Origin of the sequence: Mycobacterium triplex, assembly GCF_000689255.1 — a bacterium.
GTDB lineage: Bacteria > Actinomycetota > Actinomycetes > Mycobacteriales > Mycobacteriaceae > Mycobacterium > Mycobacterium triplex.
In genome coordinates, this window is the sequence record NZ_HG964446.1 from 4,741,967 (window position 1) to 4,764,868 (window position 22,902).

At 68.1% G+C, this 22,902-nt stretch carries 18 protein-coding genes and 1 pseudogene; 10 read left to right on the forward strand and 9 right to left on the reverse strand.

Translation table 11 applies throughout. From position 1 onward, the window contains the following. Positions 1-57 precede the first annotated feature (57 nt). Positions 58-1,842, reverse strand: a complete 1,785-nt coding sequence (gene fadD6 / locus BN973_RS21905; protein ID WP_036470844.1) for a long-chain-acyl-CoA synthetase FadD6 — start codon at positions 1,840-1,842, stop codon at positions 58-60. 32 nt (positions 1,843-1,874) lie between these two features. Beyond that, positions 1,875-2,438 (reverse strand): LOG family protein, encoded by a 564-nt coding sequence (locus tag BN973_RS21910; protein WP_036470846.1) that lies wholly within the window; start codon positions 2,436-2,438, stop codon positions 1,875-1,877. Positions 2,439-2,537: 99 nt separating this feature from the next. Between BN973_RS21910 and BN973_RS21915 the strand changes: the two genes are divergently transcribed. Further along, positions 2,538-4,673 carry an ATPase AAA gene (locus BN973_RS21915; RefSeq protein ID WP_036470848.1) on the forward strand — a complete coding sequence of 712 codons (2,136 nt, stop codon included), beginning with the start codon at positions 2,538-2,540 and terminating at the stop codon, positions 4,671-4,673. Here BN973_RS21915 and dapE read toward each other — a convergent pair. Next, positions 4,670-5,746 carry a succinyl-diaminopimelate desuccinylase gene (dapE, locus tag BN973_RS21920; RefSeq protein WP_036470850.1) on the reverse strand — a complete coding sequence of 359 codons (1,077 nt, stop codon included), beginning with the start codon at positions 5,744-5,746 and terminating at the stop codon, positions 4,670-4,672. The genes BN973_RS21915 and dapE overlap by 4 nt on opposite strands. Before the next feature lie 33 nt (positions 5,747-5,779). Beyond that, positions 5,780-6,517 (reverse strand): hypothetical protein, encoded by a 738-nt coding sequence (locus BN973_RS21925; RefSeq protein WP_036470851.1) that lies wholly within the window; start codon positions 6,515-6,517, stop codon positions 5,780-5,782. A gap of 179 nt (positions 6,518-6,696) precedes the next feature. On the opposite strand from BN973_RS21925, the gene dapD reads away from it, so the two are divergent. Continuing rightward, positions 6,697-7,650 carry a 2,3,4,5-tetrahydropyridine-2,6-dicarboxylate N-succinyltransferase gene (gene dapD, locus BN973_RS21930; protein WP_139830383.1) on the forward strand — a complete coding sequence of 318 codons (954 nt, stop codon included), beginning with the start codon at positions 6,697-6,699 and terminating at the stop codon, positions 7,648-7,650. Position 7,651: 1 nt separating this feature from the next. On the opposite strand, the gene BN973_RS21935 is transcribed toward dapD, so the two are convergent. The 3 genes from BN973_RS21935 to BN973_RS21945 all read right to left on the reverse strand — a co-directional run bounded on the left by BN973_RS21935 (position 7,652) and on the right by BN973_RS21945 (position 11,537). Further along, positions 7,652-8,908, reverse strand: coding sequence for an MFS transporter (locus BN973_RS21935; RefSeq protein ID WP_036472848.1), 1,257 nt, complete (start codon positions 8,906-8,908; stop codon positions 7,652-7,654). Between the two features lie 271 nt (positions 8,909-9,179). Beyond that, on the reverse strand, positions 9,180-10,592 hold the full coding sequence (locus BN973_RS21940; RefSeq protein WP_036470854.1) for an acyl-CoA synthetase: 1,413 nt from the start codon (positions 10,590-10,592) through the stop codon (positions 9,180-9,182). Between the two features lie 36 nt (positions 10,593-10,628). Further along, positions 10,629-11,537: an alpha/beta fold hydrolase gene (locus BN973_RS21945; protein WP_036470855.1), complete on the reverse strand. Its 909-nt coding sequence runs from the start codon at positions 11,535-11,537 to the stop codon at positions 10,629-10,631. A gap of 101 nt (positions 11,538-11,638) precedes the next feature. Between BN973_RS21945 and BN973_RS21950 the strand changes: the two genes are divergently transcribed. Then, positions 11,639-12,811: a cytochrome P450 gene (locus BN973_RS21950; RefSeq protein WP_036470856.1), complete on the forward strand. Its 1,173-nt coding sequence runs from the start codon at positions 11,639-11,641 to the stop codon at positions 12,809-12,811. On the opposite strand, the gene BN973_RS21955 is transcribed toward BN973_RS21950, so the two are convergent. Together BN973_RS21955 and BN973_RS21960 are read right to left on the reverse strand one after the other, a co-directional pair. Further along, positions 12,808-15,102 carry a CaiB/BaiF CoA transferase family protein gene (locus BN973_RS21955; protein ID WP_036470857.1) on the reverse strand — a complete coding sequence of 765 codons (2,295 nt, stop codon included), beginning with the start codon at positions 15,100-15,102 and terminating at the stop codon, positions 12,808-12,810. The genes BN973_RS21950 and BN973_RS21955 overlap by 4 nt on opposite strands. Next, entirely contained in the window at positions 15,099-16,568 is a 1,470-nt protein-coding gene (locus tag BN973_RS21960) for an aldehyde dehydrogenase family protein (RefSeq protein ID WP_036472849.1), read from the reverse strand. The genes BN973_RS21955 and BN973_RS21960 overlap by 4 nt, the downstream gene beginning before the upstream one ends. A gap of 213 nt (positions 16,569-16,781) precedes the next feature. Here BN973_RS21960 and BN973_RS21965 point away from each other — a divergent pair, with 213 nt between their 5' ends. The 7 genes and pseudogenes from BN973_RS21965 (at position 16,782) to BN973_RS21995 (ending at position 22,880) form a co-directional block, all read left to right on the forward strand. Beyond that, positions 16,782-17,984 (forward strand): cytochrome P450, encoded by a 1,203-nt coding sequence (locus BN973_RS21965; RefSeq protein ID WP_036470858.1) that lies wholly within the window; start codon positions 16,782-16,784, stop codon positions 17,982-17,984. A gap of 3 nt (positions 17,985-17,987) precedes the next feature. Continuing rightward, positions 17,988-19,205, forward strand: a complete 1,218-nt coding sequence (locus BN973_RS21970; protein WP_036470859.1) for an acyl-CoA dehydrogenase family protein — start codon at positions 17,988-17,990, stop codon at positions 19,203-19,205. Continuing rightward, on the forward strand, positions 19,202-19,753 hold the full coding sequence (locus BN973_RS21975) for a MaoC family dehydratase (protein ID WP_036470862.1): 552 nt from the start codon (positions 19,202-19,204) through the stop codon (positions 19,751-19,753). The genes BN973_RS21970 and BN973_RS21975 overlap by 4 nt, the downstream gene beginning before the upstream one ends. Then, the gene (locus BN973_RS21980; RefSeq protein ID WP_036470863.1) at positions 19,750-20,148 is read left to right on the forward strand and encodes a Zn-ribbon domain-containing OB-fold protein; all 399 of its coding nucleotides are present in this window, start codon (positions 19,750-19,752) and stop codon (positions 20,146-20,148) included. The genes BN973_RS21975 and BN973_RS21980 overlap by 4 nt, the downstream gene beginning before the upstream one ends. A gap of 9 nt (positions 20,149-20,157) precedes the next feature. Continuing rightward, positions 20,158-21,249 (forward strand): acyl-CoA dehydrogenase family protein, encoded by a 1,092-nt coding sequence (locus tag BN973_RS21985; RefSeq protein ID WP_036472850.1) that lies wholly within the window; start codon positions 20,158-20,160, stop codon positions 21,247-21,249. A gap of 11 nt (positions 21,250-21,260) precedes the next feature. Further along, a complete protein-coding gene (locus BN973_RS21990; protein ID WP_036470864.1) occupies positions 21,261-21,716 on the forward strand; it encodes a MaoC family dehydratase in 456 nt (151 codons plus the stop codon). Beyond that, a pseudogene (locus BN973_RS21995) lies at positions 21,713-22,880 on the forward strand (lipid-transfer protein). Before BN973_RS21990 ends, BN973_RS21995 begins: the two are co-directional and overlap by 4 nt. The last annotated feature ends 22 nt before the right edge of the window (positions 22,881-22,902 follow it).

Sequence of the window (22,902 nt, forward strand, 5' to 3'; positions counted from 1 at the left end):
ACCGCGCCGGGCGTGGCCCGGGGATCGGTCGTCGAGGGTGACGACAGGGCGCGACACTCAGCCTTGCGGTCGCTTACCCGCCGCGACCTCGTCCGGGTATTCGTCGTAGTACGGCACATAGCCCTCGTCGCGACCGGCCAGCACGTACAACGGGTCCGTAACGTCGGGTCCGTAGGCCTGGTCGCGCAACTCCACCTTGCGGCTCTTGAAGGTCGTGGTGTGCTCCAGCGTCTTGACCACCCGCACGAACAGCGGCAGCGCGTAGGCCGGCAACTGCCCGTACACCGCGCGGGCCAACCCCTTGCCGTCGAACTGGGCACCCTCGCGCAACTGCACCGCGGCCATCCCGGCACGCCCCCCGGTGCGGGGCACCTCGACGCCGAAGACCGTGCACTCCTCGACGGTCTGGTCCGACGCCAGCGCCGCCTCGACCTGTGTGGTGGCGACGTTCTCGCCCTTCCAGCGGAAGGTGTCGCCGAGCCGGTCGACGAACGCGGCGTGCCGCATGCCCTGCGGGCTCATCACGTCGCCGGAGTTGAAGTAGCAGTCGCCGTCGCGGAAAGCGTTGCGCACCAACTTCTTTTCGCTCGACGCCTGGTCGGTGTAGCCGTCGAACGGCTGCAGCCGGTTGACCGGGCTGAGCAACAGACCGGGCCGGCCGGCCGGCACCCGGCGCACCCGGCCGTTGGCGTCGCGAAGCGGAGCGCCGGTGTCGGGGTCGTACTCGACGTACACCAGCGGCAACGGCGCGATGCCCGTCGACCCGGGCACATTGAAGATGTTGATGAAGGCCGTGTTGCCCTCGCTGGAGGCGTAGAACTCACACACCCGCGAGATGCCGAACCGCTTGGTGAATTCCTGCCAGATCTCCGGCCGCAACCCGTTGCCGGCGATCAGGCGCACCTTGTGCTTGCGGTCGGTGTCCTTGGGCGGCTGGTTGAGCAGATAGCGGCAGATCTCGCCGATGTAGATGAACGCGGTGGCCTCGCTGTCGATGACCTCGTCCCAGAACTTCGACGCCGAAAACGACTTGCCCAGCGCCAACGTCGCCCCGGAGTTGATCGCCGACGACAGCGCCACCGTCAGCGCGTTGTTGTGGTACAGCGGCAGGCAGCTGTACAGGGTGTCGGAGTTCTTCAGCCGCAGCCCCAGTCCGCCGAACGCCGCCAGCGCCTTCAGCCAGCGCAGATGCGTCATCACGCTGGCCTTGGGGTACCCGGTGGTCCCCGACGTGAAGATGTAGAACGCGGTGTCGCGGGCCTGAACCGCCGCCACCGAATCGGGGTTGGTGGCCACGGCGCCCGCGGCGAAGCGCTCCAGGTCTTCGATGGGCAGAGTGGTGGCGGTGCCCGCCGAACCGGACTCGGCGACGGCGCTGACCAGGTCGGTCTCCGCGATCAGCACCTTGGCGTCCAGCATGCCCAGGCTGTGCGCGAGCACGTCGCCGCGCTGGTGGTAGTTGAGCATGCCGGCGACGGCCCCGCACTTGACGGTGGCCAGCATGGCCAGCACCGTGTTCGGCGAGTTACGCAGCATGATCGCGACGACGTCGCCGTGGCCGACGCCGCGCGCGGCCAAGACGGCGGCATACCGGTTGGCGGCCGCGTTGGCCTGGCGGTAGGTGAGTTGCTGGTCGCCGAATCGCAGGAAGACCTTGTCGCCGTAGCGGGCGGCGCGCTCCTGGAACACGCTGCCGATCGATTTGTGCGATCCCGGCTGGGCCAACAGCCCGGTCAGCGCGCCGCGGACGATCGCCGGCATGTCGGCCAGTACGCCCGGCAGGCCCGACGCGATATCGGTCAGGCGGATCCGTCCGCGTGCTCCCCCGCCGTGATCGGACACGTGCTTCCTCGTTCCCCTCGACGCAGCCGACCTCAGATTGGGGCGCACGCCTCGATTGCGGCATCCACCTTATCGACCAGCACCAGCCGGTCCATCGCCACCCGCGAGATGTAGCCGCTCTCGACCAAGCCGTTCAACCACACCCACAAGCCTTCGTAGTGCCCCCAGGTGTCCAGCAACACCACGGGCTTGTCGTGCATACCCAAAGAGCCCGTCGTCCATGCCTCGAACAGCTCGTCGAGAGTGCCGATACCACCGGGCAGCGTGATGAACGCGTCCGACCGATCCTCCATGATCCGTTTCCGGTCGCGCATGTTGTCGGTGACGATCAGCTCGCCGGCGTCGGTGTCGGCAAGCTCGCGCCGCACCAACTGTTGCGGGATCACGCCGACGGTCTTTCCGCCGCGGGCCCGTGCCCCACTGGCCACGGCTCCCATCGCCGAAACATGGCCGCCACCCCACACCAGGGTCCAGCCGCGCTCGGCGATCGCCTCGCCGAGTTCGCTGGCCAGATCAAGCAATTCGGGATGCGTCGGGCCGGACGCGCAGTAGACGCAGACCGCCCATTGACCTGAGGAATCACCGTCGGGGCGCATAACCGCCAAGGTAGACCAAAGCCCTTCGAGCCGCGCACGTATAGGGCTTTCGCGCTAGCTAGTCACCGGCTGGACACCGCGTCGCAATAAAATTCGGCGATGCCGATTCGATGGAACGTCCCGCAGCACGCGTCCACGTTGGAACAGCTGGGTTCGGCCTTGGCTGACGGGGCGCGGCGCGGGGCGGTGGTGCTCGGCCCCGACGGCGTCGGCAAGTCCACGCTGGCGCGGCTGGCCGCGGAGAATTTCTCGAGCGCCAAGCCAAGCACTTTCGTCCGCTGGGTCACCGGCACCCCGACCGAGCGTATGGTCCCGTTCGGCGCCTTCAGTCACATCGTGGACATCGCCGACATCGGCAAGCCCGCCGCGTTGTTGCGGGCGGCGCGGGCGTCGCTGAGCCGCGACGCCCAGGGCGATCTGCTGCTGGTCGTCGACGACGCCCACGACCTGGACATCCTGTCGGCCACCCTCGTCTACCAGTTGGCGCTGGCGGGCACCGCGCGGATGATCGTCACCGCTCGAGCCGATGCCGCACCCGAGGCCATCGCGGCGCTGTGGACCGACGGCCTGCTGGAGCGCATCGACGTCGACGCGCCCGGCGCGGCCACCAGCGCGGGCGAGGTCGACGCCTTCATCGCCGAGTTGCCCGCGGCGGCGCGGGCGGTGCTCGACTACCTGGCCGTCGAGGAGCCGCTGTCGCTGGCCGATCTGACCGTGTTGGCCGGCGACGGCGCCGTCGCCGAAGCCCAGCAGTGGGGCGCGGCCGAAACCCGGGTGCGCGACGAGCAGGCCGACGATCCGGTGGTGTACACCGCCCACCCGCTGTTCTCCGAACGCGCGCGGGCCGCACTCGGCGACGACGGGGCCCGACGGCGGCGCACCGAATTGGTCGAGCTGCAGTCCCGGCATCCGTCCGATCGCCTGTCCGACCGGCTGCGGCTGGCCTCGCTGGCGCTCGACAGCGACGCCCCGCAACCGGTGGCCGAGGTCGTCGACGCGGCTCAGCAGGCATTGCGGCTGGGCGATCTCACGCTCGGCGAGCGGTTGGCCCGCTCCGCGCTGCAGCGCTCCGAAGACTCCCAGACCCTCGCGGCCCGGCTGCCGCTGGCGAACTCACTGGCGTTCCAGGGCCGCGGCCGCGAGGCGGAGGAACTACTGGCCGCGGTCGACCCCGCCGCGCTGTCCGAAGAAGAGCTGATGGCGTGGACCCTGCTGCGGGCGGCCAATCAGTTCTTCATGCTCAGCGAGCCGGAGCGGGCCACCGCGTTCCTGTTGACCATCCGCAATCGCGTCCCCGACGTCGGCCCGCGCCTCACGCTCGACGCGCTGAGCGCGACGTTCGCGATGAACGCCGGCAACGTCGAGGGCGCCGTCGAGATCGCGCGTCGGGTGCTGGACTCACCGGCCGCCGACGACCAGGCGGTGGCCTGGGCGGCCAGCGCGGCCACGCTGTGTTCGGCGCGCCAAGGCCGGTTCGCCGACGTCGAGCCGCTGGCACAGCGTGCGCTGGGCGCCGAGCACCCCGGACTGCTGCGGTTCACCGTCGGCCTCGGCGAGACGACGACCCTGCTGATGGCGGGCCGGGTCGAGACGGCGACCGAACTGGCGCAGCAGTTCACCGATTTCGCGGAATTGCAGCAGCCGGGCCGGGCGATCGGCGAGGTGCTGCTGGCGCACACCCTGATCGCCGCCGGGCGGTTCGCCGAAGCCGCCGCGCTGCTGGGCCCGGCGGCCGCGGCGTTGGAACGCACCGGCTATTCCTGGGGCCCGCTGTCGCTGATGCTGCTGGCCACCGCGCTGGCCCAGCAAGACGACATCGCCGGGGCGGCAAAAGCGTTGAGCAGGGCCGAATCTCGGCACGGAACCAAGTCGGCTCTGTTCAGCCCCGAGCTGGGCGTGGCGCGGGCCTGGCGGCGGGCCGCCGAACGCGACTCGCATGGGGCGATCGCCGCGGCCCGCGACGCGGCGCGGATGGCCGAGCGTCGCGGGCAGTCGGCCGTGGCGATTCGCGTCTGGCACGAGGCCGTCCGCCTCGGCGACATCCGCGCGGTGGATCCGCTGGCCCGGCTGCGCGACGAGGCCGACTGCGTGGCCGGTCAGCTCGCGCTGGCGCACGCCAAGGCGCTGGCGACCGACGACGGGGACGCGCTGCGCGCGGTGGCCGAGGAGCTGACGGCGGTCGGGATGCACGCGGCGGCCGCCAATGCGGCCGCGCAGGCACAGCAGTGCGGTTAGCCGCCCAGGTAACCCCGCAGCATGTCCACCGCGGCGGTGATCGCGGCGACGGGCACCCGCTCGTCGCGGGTGTGCGCCAGGTTGGGGTCACCGGGCCCGAAGTTGACCGCCGGGATGCCGAAGGCGGCGAATCGGGACACGTCCGTCCAGCCGTATTTGGCCCGCACCTGTCCGCCGGCGGCGTCGACCAACGCCTTGGCGGCCGGCTGCGACAGGCCGGGCAGCGCTCCGGCCGCGCCGTCGGTCTGCTCGATCCGCACGTCGATGCCGTCGAGCACCTCGTGCACGTGGTGTAGCGCCTCCGTGATTGACCGGTCGGGCGCGAAGCGGTAGTTGACGGTCACCGAGGCCGCGTCGGGGATGACGTTGCCGGCGACGCCGCCGTCGACCCGCACGGCCGACAAGCCTTCGCGGTACTCGCAGCCGTCGATGTCGACGGTGCGGGCCCGGTAGCTGGCCAACCGGTCCAGCACGGCACCCAGTTTGTGAATTGCGTTGTCGCCCAACCAGGAACGCGCCGAGTGCGCGCGGGTTCCGGTGGCACTGACCACGACTCGCAGCGTGCCCTGGCAACCGGCCTCGATGTAGCCGCCGGTGGGTTCACCGAGGATCGCGACGTCGGCGGCCAACCACTCCGGCAGCTCCCGCTCAATGCGGCCCAAACCGTTTGCGGCCGCGTCGATTTCCTCGCAGTCGTAAAGCACCAGCGTCAGGTCGTGTGCCGGTTCGGCCACCGTGGCGGCCAGATGCAGAAAGACGGCGTCGCCGGACTTCATGTCCGAGGTGCCGCAGCCGTGCAGCACGTCGCCCGCTTCACCGGTGCTGCGACGGCTGGGCAGGTTGTCGGCGACCGGGACGGTGTCGAGATGACCGGCCAGCAGCACCCGCGACGGCAGCTTTCGCTGGGTGCGGGCCAGCACGGCGTTGCCGTTACGGACGATCTCGAAGCCGGTCGTCTGCGCGCGCAACGCGGCCTCGACCTCGTCGGCGATGCGCGCTTCGTCTCGCGACTCGCTGGGGATGTCGACCAGCGCCGCAGTCAACGCGATCGGATCCCCATGCAAGTCCAGCACGCAACCAGCGTAGTGGCAGATCCCGCTGGACAGTCAGGCCAGGACGTAGCCTTCGGGGAATTCGATGCCGATCAGCAGAGATTCGGGCTCGGGCGGCACCACAGCACGGTTGTCCGCAAGGCGCGGCACCACTTTACGGGTACCGGGGAACATAAACCCGTCGTATTCGGCGTAGTCGTACAGGTAGTGAGCCGCCGTACCGCCACCGATCACCTCGGGCGCGTAGTCCAGACGGACGATGAGCCCGTCGTTGTCGATGTGGAGATCCATCACCGGGCAGTGGGTGTGGATATGCGGCGGGAACGTCAGCCGCAACCGCCGCCAGTCCTGCGCGGGCCCCTCGTGCCAGGGATCGATCTCCTGTGCGTCGACGTCGGGCAGCGCCGCCAGAAACGGCAGGTTGAAATAGTTCCACAGCGCGTAGCCGCCGAAGTACAAGCCGTGCAAATGATCCCATGGCGTTTGGCGATTGTGGCCGGCGAATGCGTCCCGGGGCTGGTGACGATTCTGCAGAATCGTCGCGTCCGCCGACTCGATCCACACCCGATCGGGGGTGTAGAAGCCGCGCGCGGTCGCGTCGGTGAAGGGATGAACACTGACGGCCTGCGTGCCGGTCTGCGCCGTGACGTGCACACCGCCGAACAGGCCCGGCTGGCCCTTGCCCGTCCAGGTCAAGCCCCAGGACCGCACTACCGCGGTGACGCTACGGACCTGCTGCCAGCGCTTCAATCCGCCGTGGGCGGCCAGGACGTCGTCGAGTAGATCGCTCATGTTGTGCACTCCTAATAGGCTGTAGAACAAGCGATCTCGCTCGCCTCGCGGCGAGGACACCATACCTTGTCTGACTAATTATCTCGTTACTCAGCAGTGTAGCCATCAGCGCCTGAGTAACGCAAGCATTAGTTATCCGAGCCGGGGCCCCGTGGTGCCCGTCCGGGCGGGAAAGTAACCTGACCGCCGTGACTGGAGCTGCAGGTATCGGGCTGGCGACACTGGCCTCCGACGGATCGATCCTCGACACGTGGTTTCCCGCACCGGAACTGACGGAGTCGGACACCTGCGGCACATCGCGCCTCGCGTTGTCCGACATTCCGCCGGAGCTGGCCGCACTGGTCGGCCGGGACGACGACCGCAACACCGACACCGTCGCCGTGCGTACCGTCATCGGCTCGCTGGACGATGTGGCCGCCGACGCCTACGACGCCTACCTGCGGCTGCATTTGCTGTCTCACCGACTGGTCGCGCCGCATGGGCTGAACGCCGGCGGCTTGTTCGGGGTATTGACCAATGTGGTCTGGACTAATCACGGACCCTGCGCGATCGAGGGTTTCGAGTCGGTCCGCGCGCGGCTGCGCCGCCGGGGGCAGGTGACCGTCTACGGCGTCGACAAGTTCCCGCGGATGGTCGACTACGTGATGCCCACCGGGGTCCGCATCGCCGATGCGGACCGGGTACGCCTGGGCGCGCACCTGGCGTCCGGAACCACCGTGATGCACGAAGGCTTCGTCAATTACAACGCCGGCACGCTGGGCGCTTCGATGGTCGAGGGCCGCATCTCGGCCGGCGTGGTGGTCGGCGACGGTTCGGATATCGGCGGCGGGGCGTCGATCATGGGAACGCTGTCCGGCGGTGGCACGGAGGTCATTTCGATCGGCAAGCGGTGCCTGCTCGGCGCCAACGCCGGTCTGGGCATCTCACTGGGCGACGACTGTGTCGTCGAAGCCGGCCTCTATGTCACCGCGGGCACCAAAGTCCTTACGCCCGAGGGCAAAACACTGAAGGCGCTCGAGCTCTCCGGCGGCAACAACCTGCTGTTTCGCCGCAATTCGGTCAGCGGTGCCGTGGAAGTGGTGGCCCGCGGCGGTCAGGGCATCGCGCTGAACGAGGACCTGCACGCCAACTGAGCTACAGCGTGGTTCCGCGGGTCTCCGGCAGTAGATAGGTGCAGACCAGGCTGGTCAATGCGAGGGCGGCGAGCATGACCCCGATCGACCAGCTGCCGTAGGTCGCCAGCAGCGTCCCGGCCACCAGCGGCGGCAGCGCCCCACCCAGCACGCCGGCCAGGTTGATCGCCAGTGCCGAGCCGCTGTAGCGGTAGCGGGTGGCGAACAGTTCGGGGATGAAAGCGCCGATGGGTCCGCTGCCGATCCCGGAGACGGCGAAGGTGCCGACAATCGCGACCGCGTACAACGCTTGATTGCCGGTGTCGATCAACGGGATCACCACGAACGCCCACGGCACACACGCCGCCCAGCCCGCCAACATCAACCGGCGCCGGCCGACGCGATCGCACAGGCCGGCCGAGACCACCACGGTCGCGATGCTGACCAGACCGCTGAGCACGCCGACCGACCAGATGAAGCTGCGGGTATAGCCCAGGTGGGTGTGCGCGTACATCGCCAGATAGGTGTTGCCCATGTAGCAGAACGCCATGGTGCACAACACGCTGCCGGCGGCCAGCAGGATCTCCCGGCCCTGCAGCCGAAACACCTCGGCCAGCGGCGCTTTGGGCACCAGGTCGCGGGACTTCTCCTCGGCGAACACCGGAGTCTCCTCGATGTTGAGCCGCACGTACAAGGCCAGTGCGATCAGCACCGAGCTGATCAGGAACGGGATCCGCCATCCCCACTGCAGGAACTCGGGGCTGTATTCGCCGATCGTGACGTTGACGCCGAGGAAGGTCAGGCTGCTCAGCACTCCGGCGACACCGCCGCCGAGCAGGGTGAACATCCCATACCGACCGCGGCGGTCGCCGGGTGCGTATTCGGCACTGAGCAGGGCCGACCCGGCCCATTCGCCGCCCACCGCAAACCCCTGCAGCAGCCGCAGACCCATCAGGATCAACGGCGCCGCCATCCCGATCGACGCGGTGCTGGGCACCAGGCCGACGCTCACCGTGGCCACGGCCATGATCAGCAACGTGGACACCAGCGTCTTCTTGCGGCCCAACCGGTCGCCGAAGTACCCGAACACGGCCGCACCGACGGGCCGGGACAGAAACGCCGTGGCGAATGTTCCCATCGAGGCGATCATGGCCACCCCGGGCGTGAGGTTCGGAAAGAACACGGCGGGAAACACCAGCGCCGCCGCGGTGCCATAGATCAGGAAGTCGTAGAACTCGATGGCCGAGCCGACCAGACACGAGACCGCGACCCGCGCCATCGGTGTGGCACGCGGCTCGTCCGCGATCGTCGTCGCGGCGCCCGCCGGTGGGATCGACTCACCCATGGCACATCCTTACCTGTCCCCTTGGTGTGCTTGCCTGCATGTCCACCAACGAAATTATGCGAAGCAGTGAACTCTCGCCCGCCCGAAAACCTGGCAATATCCTGCGTGTCGCTTAAAGTTCCAGCTGACAACCCATCTTGTGATGTGTTGGTTACCTCAGCGGTACGACGGCCTCAAACCTGCATACCAGAAATGGCTCTGCGTCTCATCCTTCGGACAGCAACTGCTTCTTGACGACCTTACCCATCGCGTTGCGCGGCAACGCGTCCACGAACCGCACCTCGCGTGGTCGCTTGTGTATCGAAAGGTCTTGAGCGACAAAGTTAATCAGTTCGTCGGTGTCGAGTTCGGAGGAGCCGACGACGAACGCCACGATGCGCTGGCCCAGGTCGTCGTCGGGCATACCGACCACGGCTGCTTCCTGCACGCCCGGATGCCCGAGTAAGGATGTCTCGATTTCGCCTGCGCCAATGCGATATCCACCCGATTTGATCAGGTCGACCGATTCTCGACCCACGATGCGATGCATGCCGTCGCCGTCGATGACCGCGACATCGCCGGTGTGGTACCAACCGTCGGCATCGAAAACCTCGGCGGTGGCCTCCGGCCGATTCAGGTAGCCGTCGAACAGGGTTGGCCCCCGAACGTGAAGCTTGCCAACGGTTTCCCCGTCGTGCGGGACGGGGTTGCCGGCGTCGTCGAGCAGCCTGGTTTGCACTCCGGCCAGCGGCAGGCCGACCCAGCCCGGGCGACGCTCACCGTCGGCCCGGGTCGACACGGTGATCAGCGACTCCGAAGCACCGTAGCGTTCGATGGGCCGATGCCCGGTCAGCTGTTCCAGCCGGTCGAACACCGGGACCGGCAGCGCCGCGCTACCCGACACCAGCAGCCGCGCCGATCGCAGTGTCTGGGCGGCCGACTGATCGGCCACCACCCGCGACCACACCGTCGGCACCGCGAAATACAGGGTGCCGCCCGATTCCGTACCGGCCCGGGCATAGCCGGCCGGTGTCGGTTTCCCGGTGTGCACGAAGCGATTTCCGACCCGCAACGACCCGAGCAGGCCCAGCACCAGCCCGTGGATGTGGAACAGCGGCAAGCCGTGCACCAGCACGTCGTCGGGGGTCCACTGCCAGGCCTGCGCCAGCGCGTCCAAATCGGCCGCGATCGCCCGGCGACTCACCACCACGCCCTTGGGCAGTCCCGTGGTGCCCGAGGTGTAGATGACCAATGCGGTGGCATCCGGCGGCGGCTCCGGATAGCGGTGCCAGGAGCGGGCGTGCAGTCGCACCGGGATGTGCGGCAGGCCCTCCGTCTCTTCCGGGGCCGGACCCAGCCAGGCCTGCGCGCCGGAGTCGGTCAGCATGTGGCGGCGTTCGGCCGCGCCGACATCGGAGGGCACCGGGACGAACGGGACGCCGGCGATCAGGCAGCCGGTGACCGCCAGCACGGTCGACACGCTCGGGGTGGCCAGCACCGCAACCCGCTGGGCCCCGGCCACGCGTTCGGCCACCGACGTCGCCCCGCCGACCAGGTCGCTGCGACTCAATACGGCGCCGTCGATCCTGACCGCATCGGGGATGTCTGTGGTGGCGGGGTTCAGGGAGGCGAGCAGCACCTCAGCAGGTTACCGACACTGGTCAAGTACGGGCCGTCAACCCTGCTCATCCCATATTTTCATCAGCGTGGACAGGATCTCTTCGCCGCGGCCCAACCCGGCGAGGTGGCTTTCGCCCGGCAGCACGACCAGTTCGCAGTCGGGCAACAACGCCGCCACGTGCTGGCCGTGGGCGAAGGGCACGATGTGGTCGCTGTCGCCGTGCCACCAGCGGACCGGGACCCTGACCTCGTCGAGCCGGAACCCCCAATCCCGGACGAACAGAATGACGTCGTTGAACGGCGCCGCGAGCTGCTTACGGCTGCCGTTGAGCAGGTCGTCGAGGAACATGGCGCCGAACTCGGGCCGGGTGAGCAGGCGCCGGTCGGCCTCCGGCGATATCGCGGCATACAGGAACAGCGCGGAATTCGCGACCGGTCGGATGGCCCGGACCAGCAGGCTCGCGCCGATCCGCAGCGGGTCACCGCCCAGCTGCAGCAGCGGCGCCACCCGCTTGCCCAGGTTCATCAGACCGCTGCTGATCCCTTCGTCACCGACGAACGGCGCGACACCCCCGAGCACACCGGTCGCCACGACCCGATCGGACAGCACCGCGGCGGAGGCGAGCGCGTACGGGCCGCCGCCGGACAGCCCGATCACGGCCATCCGGTCGATACCGAGGGTGTCGGCGATCGTGCGCAGGTCGTCGGCGAACGCCCGGATGTTCCCGTAGCGATGCGGCGTCGACGAGCCGATTCCGGGGCGGTCCAGTCCGATCAGCCGGATGCCGTGTTCTTCGGCGTAGACCCGGGCCTCGGTCGGAATCTGCCGGCGGGCACCCGGTGTGCCGTGCAGCCAGAACACCGCCCGCCCCTGCGGGTCACCGAATTCGGCGAACCCGATTTGGCGGTCTTCGCCAACCGCGACGTTTCCTTCTAGTTTCGGACGGGCGATGTCGAAGACCATGCCAGCAGCTTGGCATGTACAAGCCATTTACGAAATGGGCACGGCCGCGTTCGGTAGGGTGCAGCTCGACCAGGTCAGGGAGGCTCAGAAAGGTTCGGGCCATGCAGACTTCGTTTCCATTGCACTCCCCCGACTTCTACGCGGGCGATCCGTACCCCGGCTACCGAGAGCTGCGCGCGACGGCGCCGGTGTGCTGGAACGACGTCGCCAAGTTCTGGGCCTTGCTGCGCTACGACGACGTCCGCTTTGTGTCGACGAACCCGACCCTGTTCACCTCCAGCAAGGGCATCAACATTCCCGCGCCGGGCATGCCCAACCCGGTGCAGGAGAGCAGCCTCATCTTCACCGATCCGCCGCGGCACCGGCAGCTGCGCAAGCTGATCAACGGCGGATTCACCCGGCGCCAGGGCGCGCTGCTGGAGCCGGCGATCCGGGAGATCGTCGGCGAAATACTGGCCGGCATCCGGACCGGCCGGTCCTACGACTTCATCGACACGATCGCCGCTGCCCTGCCGGCGCGCGTGATGGCCGCGCTGCTCGGGGTTGCGCGCGACGACCGCGAGCAGTTCCGGGCCTGGACCGATGCGGTGATCGGCACCGCCGGCACCAACCGTGATCTCGACGCCTTCGAGACCACCGGCCGGCTCTACCATTGCGTCCGCCGGCTGGTCGCCGCCGGCCGCACCGATCCCGGCGACGACGTCTTGTCGGTGCTGGCCGGCGCGGAGGCCGACGGGCTGCGGCTCAGCGACGATGACCTGCTTGACTTTTCGTTCCTGCTGCTGGCATCCGGCATCGAAACCACCCGCAGTCTGCTCGCCCTGGGCACCTGCGCGCTGATTGCGCACCCCGACCAGCGCCGGCTACTCGTGGCGGACCCGGCGCTGATCCCGGGCGCCGTCGAGGAGATGCTGCGCTGGACGAGCCCCGTGACGCACATGGCCCGCACCGCGACGACCGACATCGAGATCCGGGGGCAGCGGCTCGCACGGGGCGACTTGGTGGTGATGCTGTACGGCTCGGCCAATCGGGACGAAGATGTATTCGGTTCCGACGCAGAAGAATTCAAGGTGACCAGGTCTCCGAACCCGCACATTGCTTTCGGCTGCGGCGAACATGCTTGTGTCGGTGCGCAATTGGCCCGCCTGACGGCGACGGTGTTTTTCGGCGAACTGCTGGGCCGCTTTCCCGATGTGGAGCTGGCCGGCGAGGTGGAGCGGATGCCGGCCACGATGCTGCCGCTGATCACGCGGATGCCGGTGCGGTTCGGCTAGGCGTTGAGCACCCGCTCGCCGATCACCCGCTGGGCGCGCAGGGCGGCCACGTCGTCGTCGGACAGGCCGAGTTCGCGCAAGATTTCGGCGTTGTGCTGTCCGAGGGTGGGCGGCGCGCTGCGGTGGTGGCGACGCGGCCCGGGCGTGATGCGAAACGGCCAGCCGGGATAGCGATGCGGCCCGGTGATCGGATGTTCGAACTCTTCGTAGAAGCCACGCGCGTCGAGCTGGGCGCCGATGAATTCGGGGTCATACATCTGCTCGCCGGTGATCACCTGCTCGGCTGCGATACCTTGCGCGCGAAGGCTTTCCACGATGTCGGCGGGCCGCTGCGTCCGGGTCCAGGCCGCGACCAGCTCGTCGAACGCGTCGTGGTCGACGGCCCCATCGTCGGGTAGCGACACCGCCACCCACGCACCGTCGGCGGCGGTCGGGTAGACGCCCTGCAGGTAGCCGCGCTGACGGTTGCCTTGCCGTGCCGAGACGACCCCGTTCATCGAGTATTCGATCACCGGCTCGGCGGTCACCCCCGCGGCGACCTCGATCTGGGCGACCTCGATCAGCTGCCCCACACCGGTACGGCTGCGGTGTTCGAGCGCGGCGAGCAGAGCGACGCCGGCATGTACGCCGACGATCGGGTCGGCCGGACCCTGCGGGTTGCACGGCGGACCGTCCGGATAGCCGGTGACCGCCGACATGCCCGCGGTCTGCTCGAAGTTCAGCGCCCAGCCGACGTAGTCGCGCCACGGGCCCTGCAATCCGTAGCCGGGCATCCGCACGACGATCACGTCGGGGCTCAGCGCGGTCAACGCGTCGTAGTCCAGGCCGAAGTTTTCCACGACGCGCGGCGAGAAGTTCTCCACCACGACGTCGGCCTGCGCGGCCAGCCGCCGCGCAATGGCGAGGCCGGGCTGCGAGGTCAGGTCGAGCGTCAGGTCGCGCTTGTTGAGGTTGGTGCCCTGCCAGATCGGGCTGCGCTCGTAGTAGTCGTCGCCCTCGTAGGCGAAGGCCCCCGAGTAGCGGTGTCCGTCGGGCCGCTGGATCGATTCGACCTTGACGATGTCGGCGCCGAACGCACCCAGGTAGCAGGTCAGATAGGCACCGGCCCAGAACGTGGTCAGGTCCAGCACCCGCAGTCCGGCGAACGGCAGCTCGCCCACCGCCGGCGCCAGGGCTTGGCCGCCGCTGCTCCACGGTGCGAGGGTGGCTCCCAGCCGGGGCGCCGGACGTGGCTGCGGCACAGGTGTTTTCGAGAACCGGAACGGGGGGCCGGGGCGTCGGTGCGAGCCGGACTCGACGAAGAACCCGCGCTCTGCGTACTGCGGGCAGTCCAGCACGGTGGCGCCGTCGTTGACCGGGGCGGCCGGAATGCGCAGCGCCTGACTCAGTTCGACGATCTCGGCGACGGTCTGGCCGGCCAGGATCGGCTCGGCCTTGGCGAAGAATTCGTCGCGCTCCGGGCCGCCCAGCATGACCGCGAGCTGCTGCTCGCCGTACTCGGGCAGGCCGAGCATCGCGCACACGTCGAGCCAGTGCTGACCCGTCAGGCAGTTGATGCCCACCCAGCCGTCGGTGGCGCGCACGACTCCCAGCATCGGCGCCGACCGCATATTGGCCGGCAGGCCAAGGCGTTTCATCCGCTGCGCCATCAGCATCGGGTACGGCAGCGTCGACAGCAGCGCTTCGACCTGCGAGACGTCCACCTCGCGCACCCGGCCGACAGACTGCATGCGCAGCGCGGTCAGCGCGCCCAGTGCCCCGTAGGCCCCCGCGACGTATTCGGAGATCCGGGCGCCGACCTGTACCGGTGGGCGGTCGGGGTCCCGGCCGCTGATCCAGCCGGATGCCGCCTGCATGGTCAGCGGCGTCATCGGCCGGTCCCGCATCGGCCCCGACTGGCCGCAGTGAGAAATGTGCAGCACCACCAGTTTTGGGTTGAGCTGTTGCAGCGCGTCGGTGCCCAGCCCCCAGCCCACGAGTGTTCCGGGCGCGAAATTCTCCACCAGCAGGTGCGCACCGGCGATCAGTTCACGCGCGGCCGCAACGTCTTTCGGCTGGCCAGGGTCGAGTGTGGCACCCCTTTTGCCCGCGTTGAGGTAGTCGAACAGGCCGCCGCATGCCGGGTCGGGATCCGGGGCAGGAAACGGGCCCCAGCGGCGCAGCGGATCCCCGGCGGGCGGCTCGATCTTGGTGACCTCGGCGCCGAGGTCCACGAAAAGCTTTGCGGCGTAAGGACCCGCGATCTGGGTGGCAATTTCGACGACATGGAGCCCGGTGAGGGGTCCTGTCACGCGGGGACCCCGATGGCCATCGCCTCCATGTACTGGTGAATCCCGCCGATGCCACCGCCCTCACGGCCCAGCCCGCTGAGTTTGAAGCCGCCGAACGGCGCGCCCGCGGGGCTGACGCCGTTGACGGCGACCTGCCCGGTCCGGATGCGGCGCGCGACGCCGACGGCGCGGTCCACGTCGCCGCCCCACACCGCGCCGGACAGTCCGTACTGCGAGTTGTTCGCGATCGCCACCGCGTCGTCGTCGTCGCGGTAGCGCAGCACGGCCAGCACCGGACCGAACACTTCCTCTTGCGCGATGGCCGAATCCGGTTGCACCCCGGACAGAATGGTCGGCTCGAAGTAGAAGCCGGTGTCCAGGCCGGGCGGACGACGGCCACCGGTCACCAGCTTGGCGCCGTCGTTCAACGCGCCGACGACGTGCGCCTCGACCCGGCCGCGTTGCGCCGCGCTGATCAACGGTCCCATCTGCACCTCGGGGTCGGCGGGATCGCCCACCTTCACCTCGCGAGCCAATGCGGCGAGCCGATCGACCACCTCGTCGTGCAGCGAGTCGGGAAGCAGCAGCCGGCTGTGCAGGATGCACGCCTGTCCGGCGTGCAGCGAACAGGACTGGAACAGCATCTGCTGCAACATCTCGTCGGTGATCTGCGCGTCGTCGAGGACGATGCTCGCCGACTTGCCGCCCAGCTCCAGCAGGATCCGCTTCATCGTGTCGCCGGCCGCGGACATGACCTCGCGGCCGACGACCGAGCTGCCGGTGAAGCTCACCATGTCGACGCGAGGATCGGTCGTCAGCAACTTGGCCGCGTCGACGCTCGACGGGGTGACCACGTTGACCACCCCGGGCGGGATGTCGGTGTGCTCGTCGATCAGTCGGGCCAGCGCCAAGCCGGCCAGCGGTGTCAGCGGCGACGGCTTGAGCACGACGGTATTGCCCGCTGCCAGAGCATGATTCAGCTTCATGACGTTCAGGCAGTGCGGGAAGTTCCACGGCGTCAGCACCGACACCACGCCAAGCGGCGCGTGCCGCAGCAACGTGTTTCCGGCACTCATCCCGGCGACGGGCTGCTCGGTCAACTCGGTGGCGAGCGCAGCGGCATGCATCGACATGAACCCGGCGCCGTCGATTTGCATGACGCGCTCGTTGGCGATGCAGCCCCACTCCAGCTGCGACAGTGCGAAAAAGTCGTCGGCGTGCTTCGTCAGCGCATCGCCGAGCTGACTCAGGCACCCGGCGCGCTGCTCGGCGCTCATCGTGCCCCACGGTCCGCTGTCGAAGGCACGGCGCGCGGCCGCGATCGCGTCGCCGACCTGCGCGACGCTCGCGTCGGGTGCGGTGGCGATGACCCGCTCACTGGACGGGGAGATGTCGTCGTAGCGACCGTCGGCCGGCTCGACCCAGTTGCCGTCGATGTAGAGCTGGTACGTGTCGACGAGAGTTTTCGGCGTTTGCAGCTCGGTCATCGGCGTCCTCACCCGGCAGTCGGTCATCTAAACACCTGGTGTACACCCCCGTGCTTGTGACGTCAATCACCAATCTCGTGAATTCAGAGCTATTACACCGAGTTGCGCATGTATTGACAGGGTCGGGCAGCCCAGAGTAGACACAACGGCGCAGGACACATTGCGGCAATATGTCGGATGGCGATCCCGCCGGAGCGCTAGGGAGGCCAGGCCATGCAGACTCATCCACCGCTGCGCTCGCCGAGTTTTCCGCTGCACTCCCCCGACTTCTATGCGGGCGATCCCTACCCGGCCTACCGGGAGCTGCGGGCCACGTCGCCGGTGTGCTGGAACGACGTCACCAACTTCTGGGCGCTGCTGCGCTACGAGGACGTCCGCTTCGTGTCGAGCAACCCGGGCCTGTTCACCTCCACCCAGGGCATCACGATCCCCGACCCGCAGCTGCCCAACCCGGTGCAGCAGGGCAGTCTGATCTTCACCGACCCGCCGCGGCACCGGCAGATGCGCAAGCTGATCAACGCGGGATTCACCCGGCGCCGGGTCTCGGTGCTCGAGGGAAAGATCCGCGAGATCGTGGCCGGCATTCTCGACGGCATCGAGCCGGGGTCGGTGCACGAGTTCGCCGAACAGATCGCCGCACCGCTGCCCACGCGGATGATCGCCGAGCTCATCGGCGCCCCGCCCGACGACTGGGAGCAATTCCGGGCCTGGTCGGATGCCGCCACCGGAACGGCCGATCCGGAGATCGAGCTCGACCCGTTGGTGGCGGCCGGCCAACTCTACGAGTACTTCCGGCAACTGATCGCCGCCCGGCGCAGCCACCCCCGCGACGATTTGCTGTCCGTGCTGGCCGACGCGCAGATCGACGACGAACGGCTCTCCGACGAGGACCTGCTCAACTTCGCGTTCCTGCTGCTGGTCGCCGGCAACGAAACCACCCGCAACCTGATCGCACTCGGCACGCTGGCGCTGATCGCGCATCCCGACCAGCGCCGGCTGCTGGTGCGGGACCCGACGCTGATCCCGGCCGCCGTCGAAGAGATGTTGCGGTGGAACAGCCCGGTGGTGCACATGGCCCGCACCGCCACGGTCGACGTCGAGATTCGCGGTCAGCAGATCCGCGCCGGTGAGGTGGTGGTGATGCTGTACGGCTCGGCGAACCGGGACGAGGACATATTCGGTTCCGACTCAGAGGAATTCAAAGTGACCCGGCATCCGAACCCGCACATCGCATTCGGTTGCGGTGAGCATTCCTGCATCGGTGCACAACTCGCACGCCTGGAGGCCACCGTCATGTTCGACGAACTCCTGCGCCGCTTTCCGACGCTCGAGCTGGTCGGCGACGTGGACCGGATGCGGGCCACCATGGTGCCCGGCGTCAAACGCATGCCGGTGCGACTCGGGACGGGTGGCTGAACAATGCAACTCGAGTACACAGCCGAACAGGAGGAGTTGCGCGCCGAGATCCGCGACACGCTGGAACGGGTGATGACGCCCGAGCGCACCGAGGCGATCAAAGACCGCATCGAGGGCGGCCCGGCGGTGCGCGAGTGCGTGCGCGCCCTGGCCGCGGCCGGCCTGCTCGGTGTCGGGTGGCCCAAAGAGTATGGCGGACGCGGCTTCTCGGCTCTAGAGCAATTCATCTTCGCCGAGGAGGCGCGCCGGGTCGACGCTCCGATCCCGTTGGTGACGCTGGGCACGGTCGGGCCGACGCTGATGCAGTGCGGCACCGAGGAGCAGAAGCAGAAGTTCCTGCCGTCGATTCTCGACGGCAGCGTCGAGTTCGCGATCGGCTATTCCGAGCCGGGCGCCGGTAGCGACCTGGCGTCGATACGCACGACCGCCGTGCGCGACGGTGACGACTACGTGATCAACGGCCAGAAGATGTTCACCAGCGGCGCGGCGTACGCCGACTACATCTGGCTGGCCGCCCGCACCGATCCGAACGCCAAGAAACACAAGGGGATTTCGATCCTCATCGTGCCCACGTCGGCGCCCGGCTTCTCTTGGCAGCCGTTGCACACGATGCCGGGCGTCTCCACCTTCTACACGTTCTACGACAACGTGCGAGTTCCGGCCAGCGCGCTGGTAGGCGGCGAGAACCAGGGCTGGCAGCTGATCACCACGCAGCTGAACTTCGAGCGTGCGGCCCTGGGCAATCTCGGCGCGCTCGAGCCGCTGTTCGCCAAGACGCTGGACTGGGCCCGTACCACCGAGCTAGACGGCGGGCACGTCATCGACCAGCCCTGGGTTCGGCTGACACTGGCCCGGGTCGAGGCGCAGGTCGCCGCGTACAAGCTGATCAACATGCGGGTCAACGCCGCGATGACCAAGGGCGTGCTCAATATGGGCGAGGCGTCGGCGGCCAAGGTGTTCGGCACCGAACTCACCCAGCAGGTCGCGCGTCAATTGTTGGAAGTGCTGGACCACAACGGATTACGCACGGGCAACGACGCGCCGCTGCGCGGGGCGCTGGAATCCGCCTACCGGTTTGCGGTCATCAATACGTTCGGCGGTGGGGCCAACGAAATTCAACGTGACATCATCGCCATGGCGGGATTGGGCATGCCGCGAGCACCGCGTGACCTTCGGGGCCCCCAAAATAGCCAGGAACAGTCAGGAGGATCCAGCACGTGACCAACCAAGATCCCGAGTTCCTCGCCAAGTTGCGGGGGCTCGTCAACCAGCCCACCGGGGGCAGTGGAAAACCCACGGTGGCACCGGATCCGGTGAACCAGCCGATGATCCGGCATTGGGCCTACGCGCTCGACGACATGAACCCGGTGTATCTCGATCCGGAGTTCGCGGCGACCTCGCGGTTCGGCGGCATCGTGTCGCCGCCGGTCATGTTGCAGACCTGGACGATGCCGGCGCCGAAGCTGGAGGGGATCGGCGAACGCGGGGGCGCGCCGCTGGAGATCACGAACAATCCCACCGCGTTCCTGGACGACGCCGGGTACAGCAGCACGGTCGCGACCAACTCGGAATTCGAGATCGAACGCTATCCTCGGCTCGGCGACGTGATCAGCGCGACATCGGTGTTCGAGGAAGTCTCGGACGAGAAGAAGACGGCAAAGGGGTCCGGCTTCTTCCTGACCTGGGTGATCACCTACACCGACCAGAACGGCGAAGTGCTGGGCCGGCAGCGGTTCCGGGTGCTGCGCTTCAAGCCGGAGACCTCATGACCGCCCGGCTGGCCCCGGCCATCAGTCCGGACACCGAGTTCTTCTGGAACGGGCTGCGCGAGCACAAGCTGCTGATCCAGCGCTGCATGGGCTGTGGAACGCTGCGCAATCCCGCGCGGCCGATGTGCCCGCACTGCCGTTCGCTTCAGTGGGAGGCCATCGAATCGTCGGGCCGCGGCAGCGTCTACAGCTACGTGATGCCGCACGAGCCGAAGTTTCCGTTCTTCGAGTATCCCTACATCGTGGTGCTGGTGGAACTCGCCGAGGGGGTGCGGCTGGTGTCGAACCTGTGCGAAATCGACCCGGCCGACGTCACGGTCGGGATGCCGGTCGAGGTTTTCTATCAATCTTTCGATAATGACCTTGTGCTGCACCAGTTCCGGCCGAGCAGCTAGGTGATCCTGATGGACTTCACCTTCACCGAGGAACAAGAGACCATCGGCAAGCTGGCCCGCGAGCTGTTCGAGCGCCGCGCCACCCCGGAGCGACTCACCGAACTGGAAGCCGGCCAGACCCGCTACGACGCCGCACTCTGGAAGGAACTCGCGGCCGTCGACCTGCTGGGCACCGGGTTGCCGGAGTCGGTGGGCGGTAACGGCGGCGGCTTCGTGGAGCTCGGCGTGCTGCTGGCCGAGGTGGGATGGAGTGTGGCCCCGGTGCCGGTCTACGCCACCTTGCTGCTGGGCGCGGATCCGATTGCCCGCCACGGTAGTCGCGAGCAACAGCAGCGGTTCCTGCCCGGCGTCGTCTCCGGAACTCGCATTCTGACCGCCGGGTTGCAGGAACCCGGCCGAACCGACCCGACGATCCCGGCCACCAAAGCCGTTCGCGACGGTTACAACTGGCGGCTGGACGGGGTCAAAGAGTTGGTGCCGGCAGCCCAGCTCGCCGACACCGTGCTGGTGCCCGCCGACACCGACGACGGCCAGGTGAGCCTGTTCCTGCTGGGCTGCGATGCCCCCGGCGTCGAGGTGCGGCCGGTGGCCACCACCAACCGCGAACCGCATGCCGACGTATTCCTCGATGGCGCAACCGTTTCCGCGGCCGACCGCCTCGACGCACCGATCGAATCGCTGCACACCCGGGCACTGATCGGGCTGTGCGCGATTCAGCTCGGCGTCACCGAGCGGGCGTTGCGGATCGCCGCCGAATACACCAGCGGGCGTGAGCAATTCGGACGCCCGATCGGCAGCTTCCAGGCCGTGCAGCAGCGGCTGGCTGACGCGTTCATCGACGTCGAGGCCATCAGGTGGACCACCTGGCATGCGGCCTGGCTGATCGCGAACGGGCGCATGGCCGACCGGGCGGCACGCATCGCGAAGTTCTGGGCCGCCGACGCCGGTGCCCGCGTCGCGTCGGCCGCCCAGCAGGTTCACGGCGGCATCGGGATCGACATCACCTATCCCCTGCACCGCTATTTCCTCTGGGCCAAGCACAACGAGCTCACCCTTGGTCCCGCCCCGGCGCAGCTGGCCGGTATCGGCAGCACCTACTGAGAAGGAAACCGATGACGACGACCGCTAACCGCATCACCACCTTGAAGTGGGCCGACATCAACGTCGGCGACGAGGTCACCCCGCTCGAAATCCCGATCACCACAACGATGATCGTGGCCGGGGCGATCGCCTCGCGTGACTTCATGCCGGTGCACCACGACGTCGAATACGCCAAGAAGCAGGGTTCGCCCAACCTGTTCATGAACATCCTGACCACCAACGGCTATTGCGTACGCTTCCTGACCGACTGGGCCGGCCCCGAGGCGATGGTCAAGAAGCTGTCGATTCGCCTGGGCGTGCCGTGCTTTCCGGACGATCCGCTGCGCTTCACCGGCAGCGTGACCGGCAAGACCGAAGGCTCGGGCGGTGAGAACTTCGCCGAGGTGACCTTCAAGGGCGCCAACAGCCTGGGCGACCATGTCTCGGGCACCGCGATCCTCAGCCTGCTCGACGGGGAGGGCGCATGAGCTCGCTGCCCGGTAGCTGCGCGATCGTCGGGATCGGCCAGACCGAGTTCTCCAAGGAATCCGGGCGCAGCGAGCTGCAATTGGCGTGCGAGGCGGTCAGCGCCGCGCTCGACGACGCGGGCCTGACACCCGGCGACGTCGACGGCATGGTCACCTTCACAATGGATTCCAGCGACGAGATCGACATCGCCCGCAATGTGGGCATCGGCGACCTGAGCTTCTTTTTCCCGCGTCCATCACGGCGGCGGCGCGGCGGCCGGCACCGTCGTGCACGCGGCGATGGCCGTCGCGACCGGAGTGGCCGATGTGGTGGTGTGCTGGCGCGCGTTCAACGAACGCTCCGGCTTCCGGTTCGGCGGCAGCGGACGCAACATGTCGGAGACCCCGCTGTTCATGGCGCACTACGCGCCGTTCGGATTGCTCACTCCCGCGGCGTGGGTCGCGATGCACGCCCAGCGCTATATGTCGACCTACGGCGTCAGCAACTCCGATTTCGGCCGCATCGCGGTCGTCGACCGCAAGCATGCCGCCACCAACCCCGACGCCTGGTTCTACCAGCGCCCGATCACGCTGGAGGATCACCAGAACTCCCGCTGGATCGTCGAACCCGTGCTGCGACTGCTGGATTGCTGCCAGGAAAGCGACGGCGGGGTCGCGCTGGTGGTGACCAGCGCCGAACGTGCCCGCGACCTGAAGCAACCGCCGGCGATCATCACCGCCGCCGCGCAGGGTGCGGCCGCCAACGGCGAGATGATGACCAGCTACTACCGCGACGACATCACCGGGCTTCCGGAGATGGGCGTGGTCGCCGACCGGCTGTGGCGTGACTCGGGCCTCAAGCCCCAGGACATCCAAACCGCGTTCATCTACGACCATTTCACGCCGTTCGTGTTCACCCAGCTCGAGGAACTCGGGTTCTGCGGGCGCGGCGAAGCCAAGGACTTCGCGACGGTCGAGCGGTTGTCGCTGGGCGGGGAATTCCCGATCAACACCAACGGCGGGTTGCTCGGCGAGGCCTACATCCACGGGATGAACGGCATCACCGAGGGTGTGCGCCAGGTTCGTGGAACGTCGCACAACCAGGTCGACAACGTCGAACACGTGTTGGTCACCTCCGGCACCGGCGTGCCCACCAGCGGCTTGATTCTGGCGCCGGCCGGGTAAGCGCTTCGCAGAGGGGAGGACC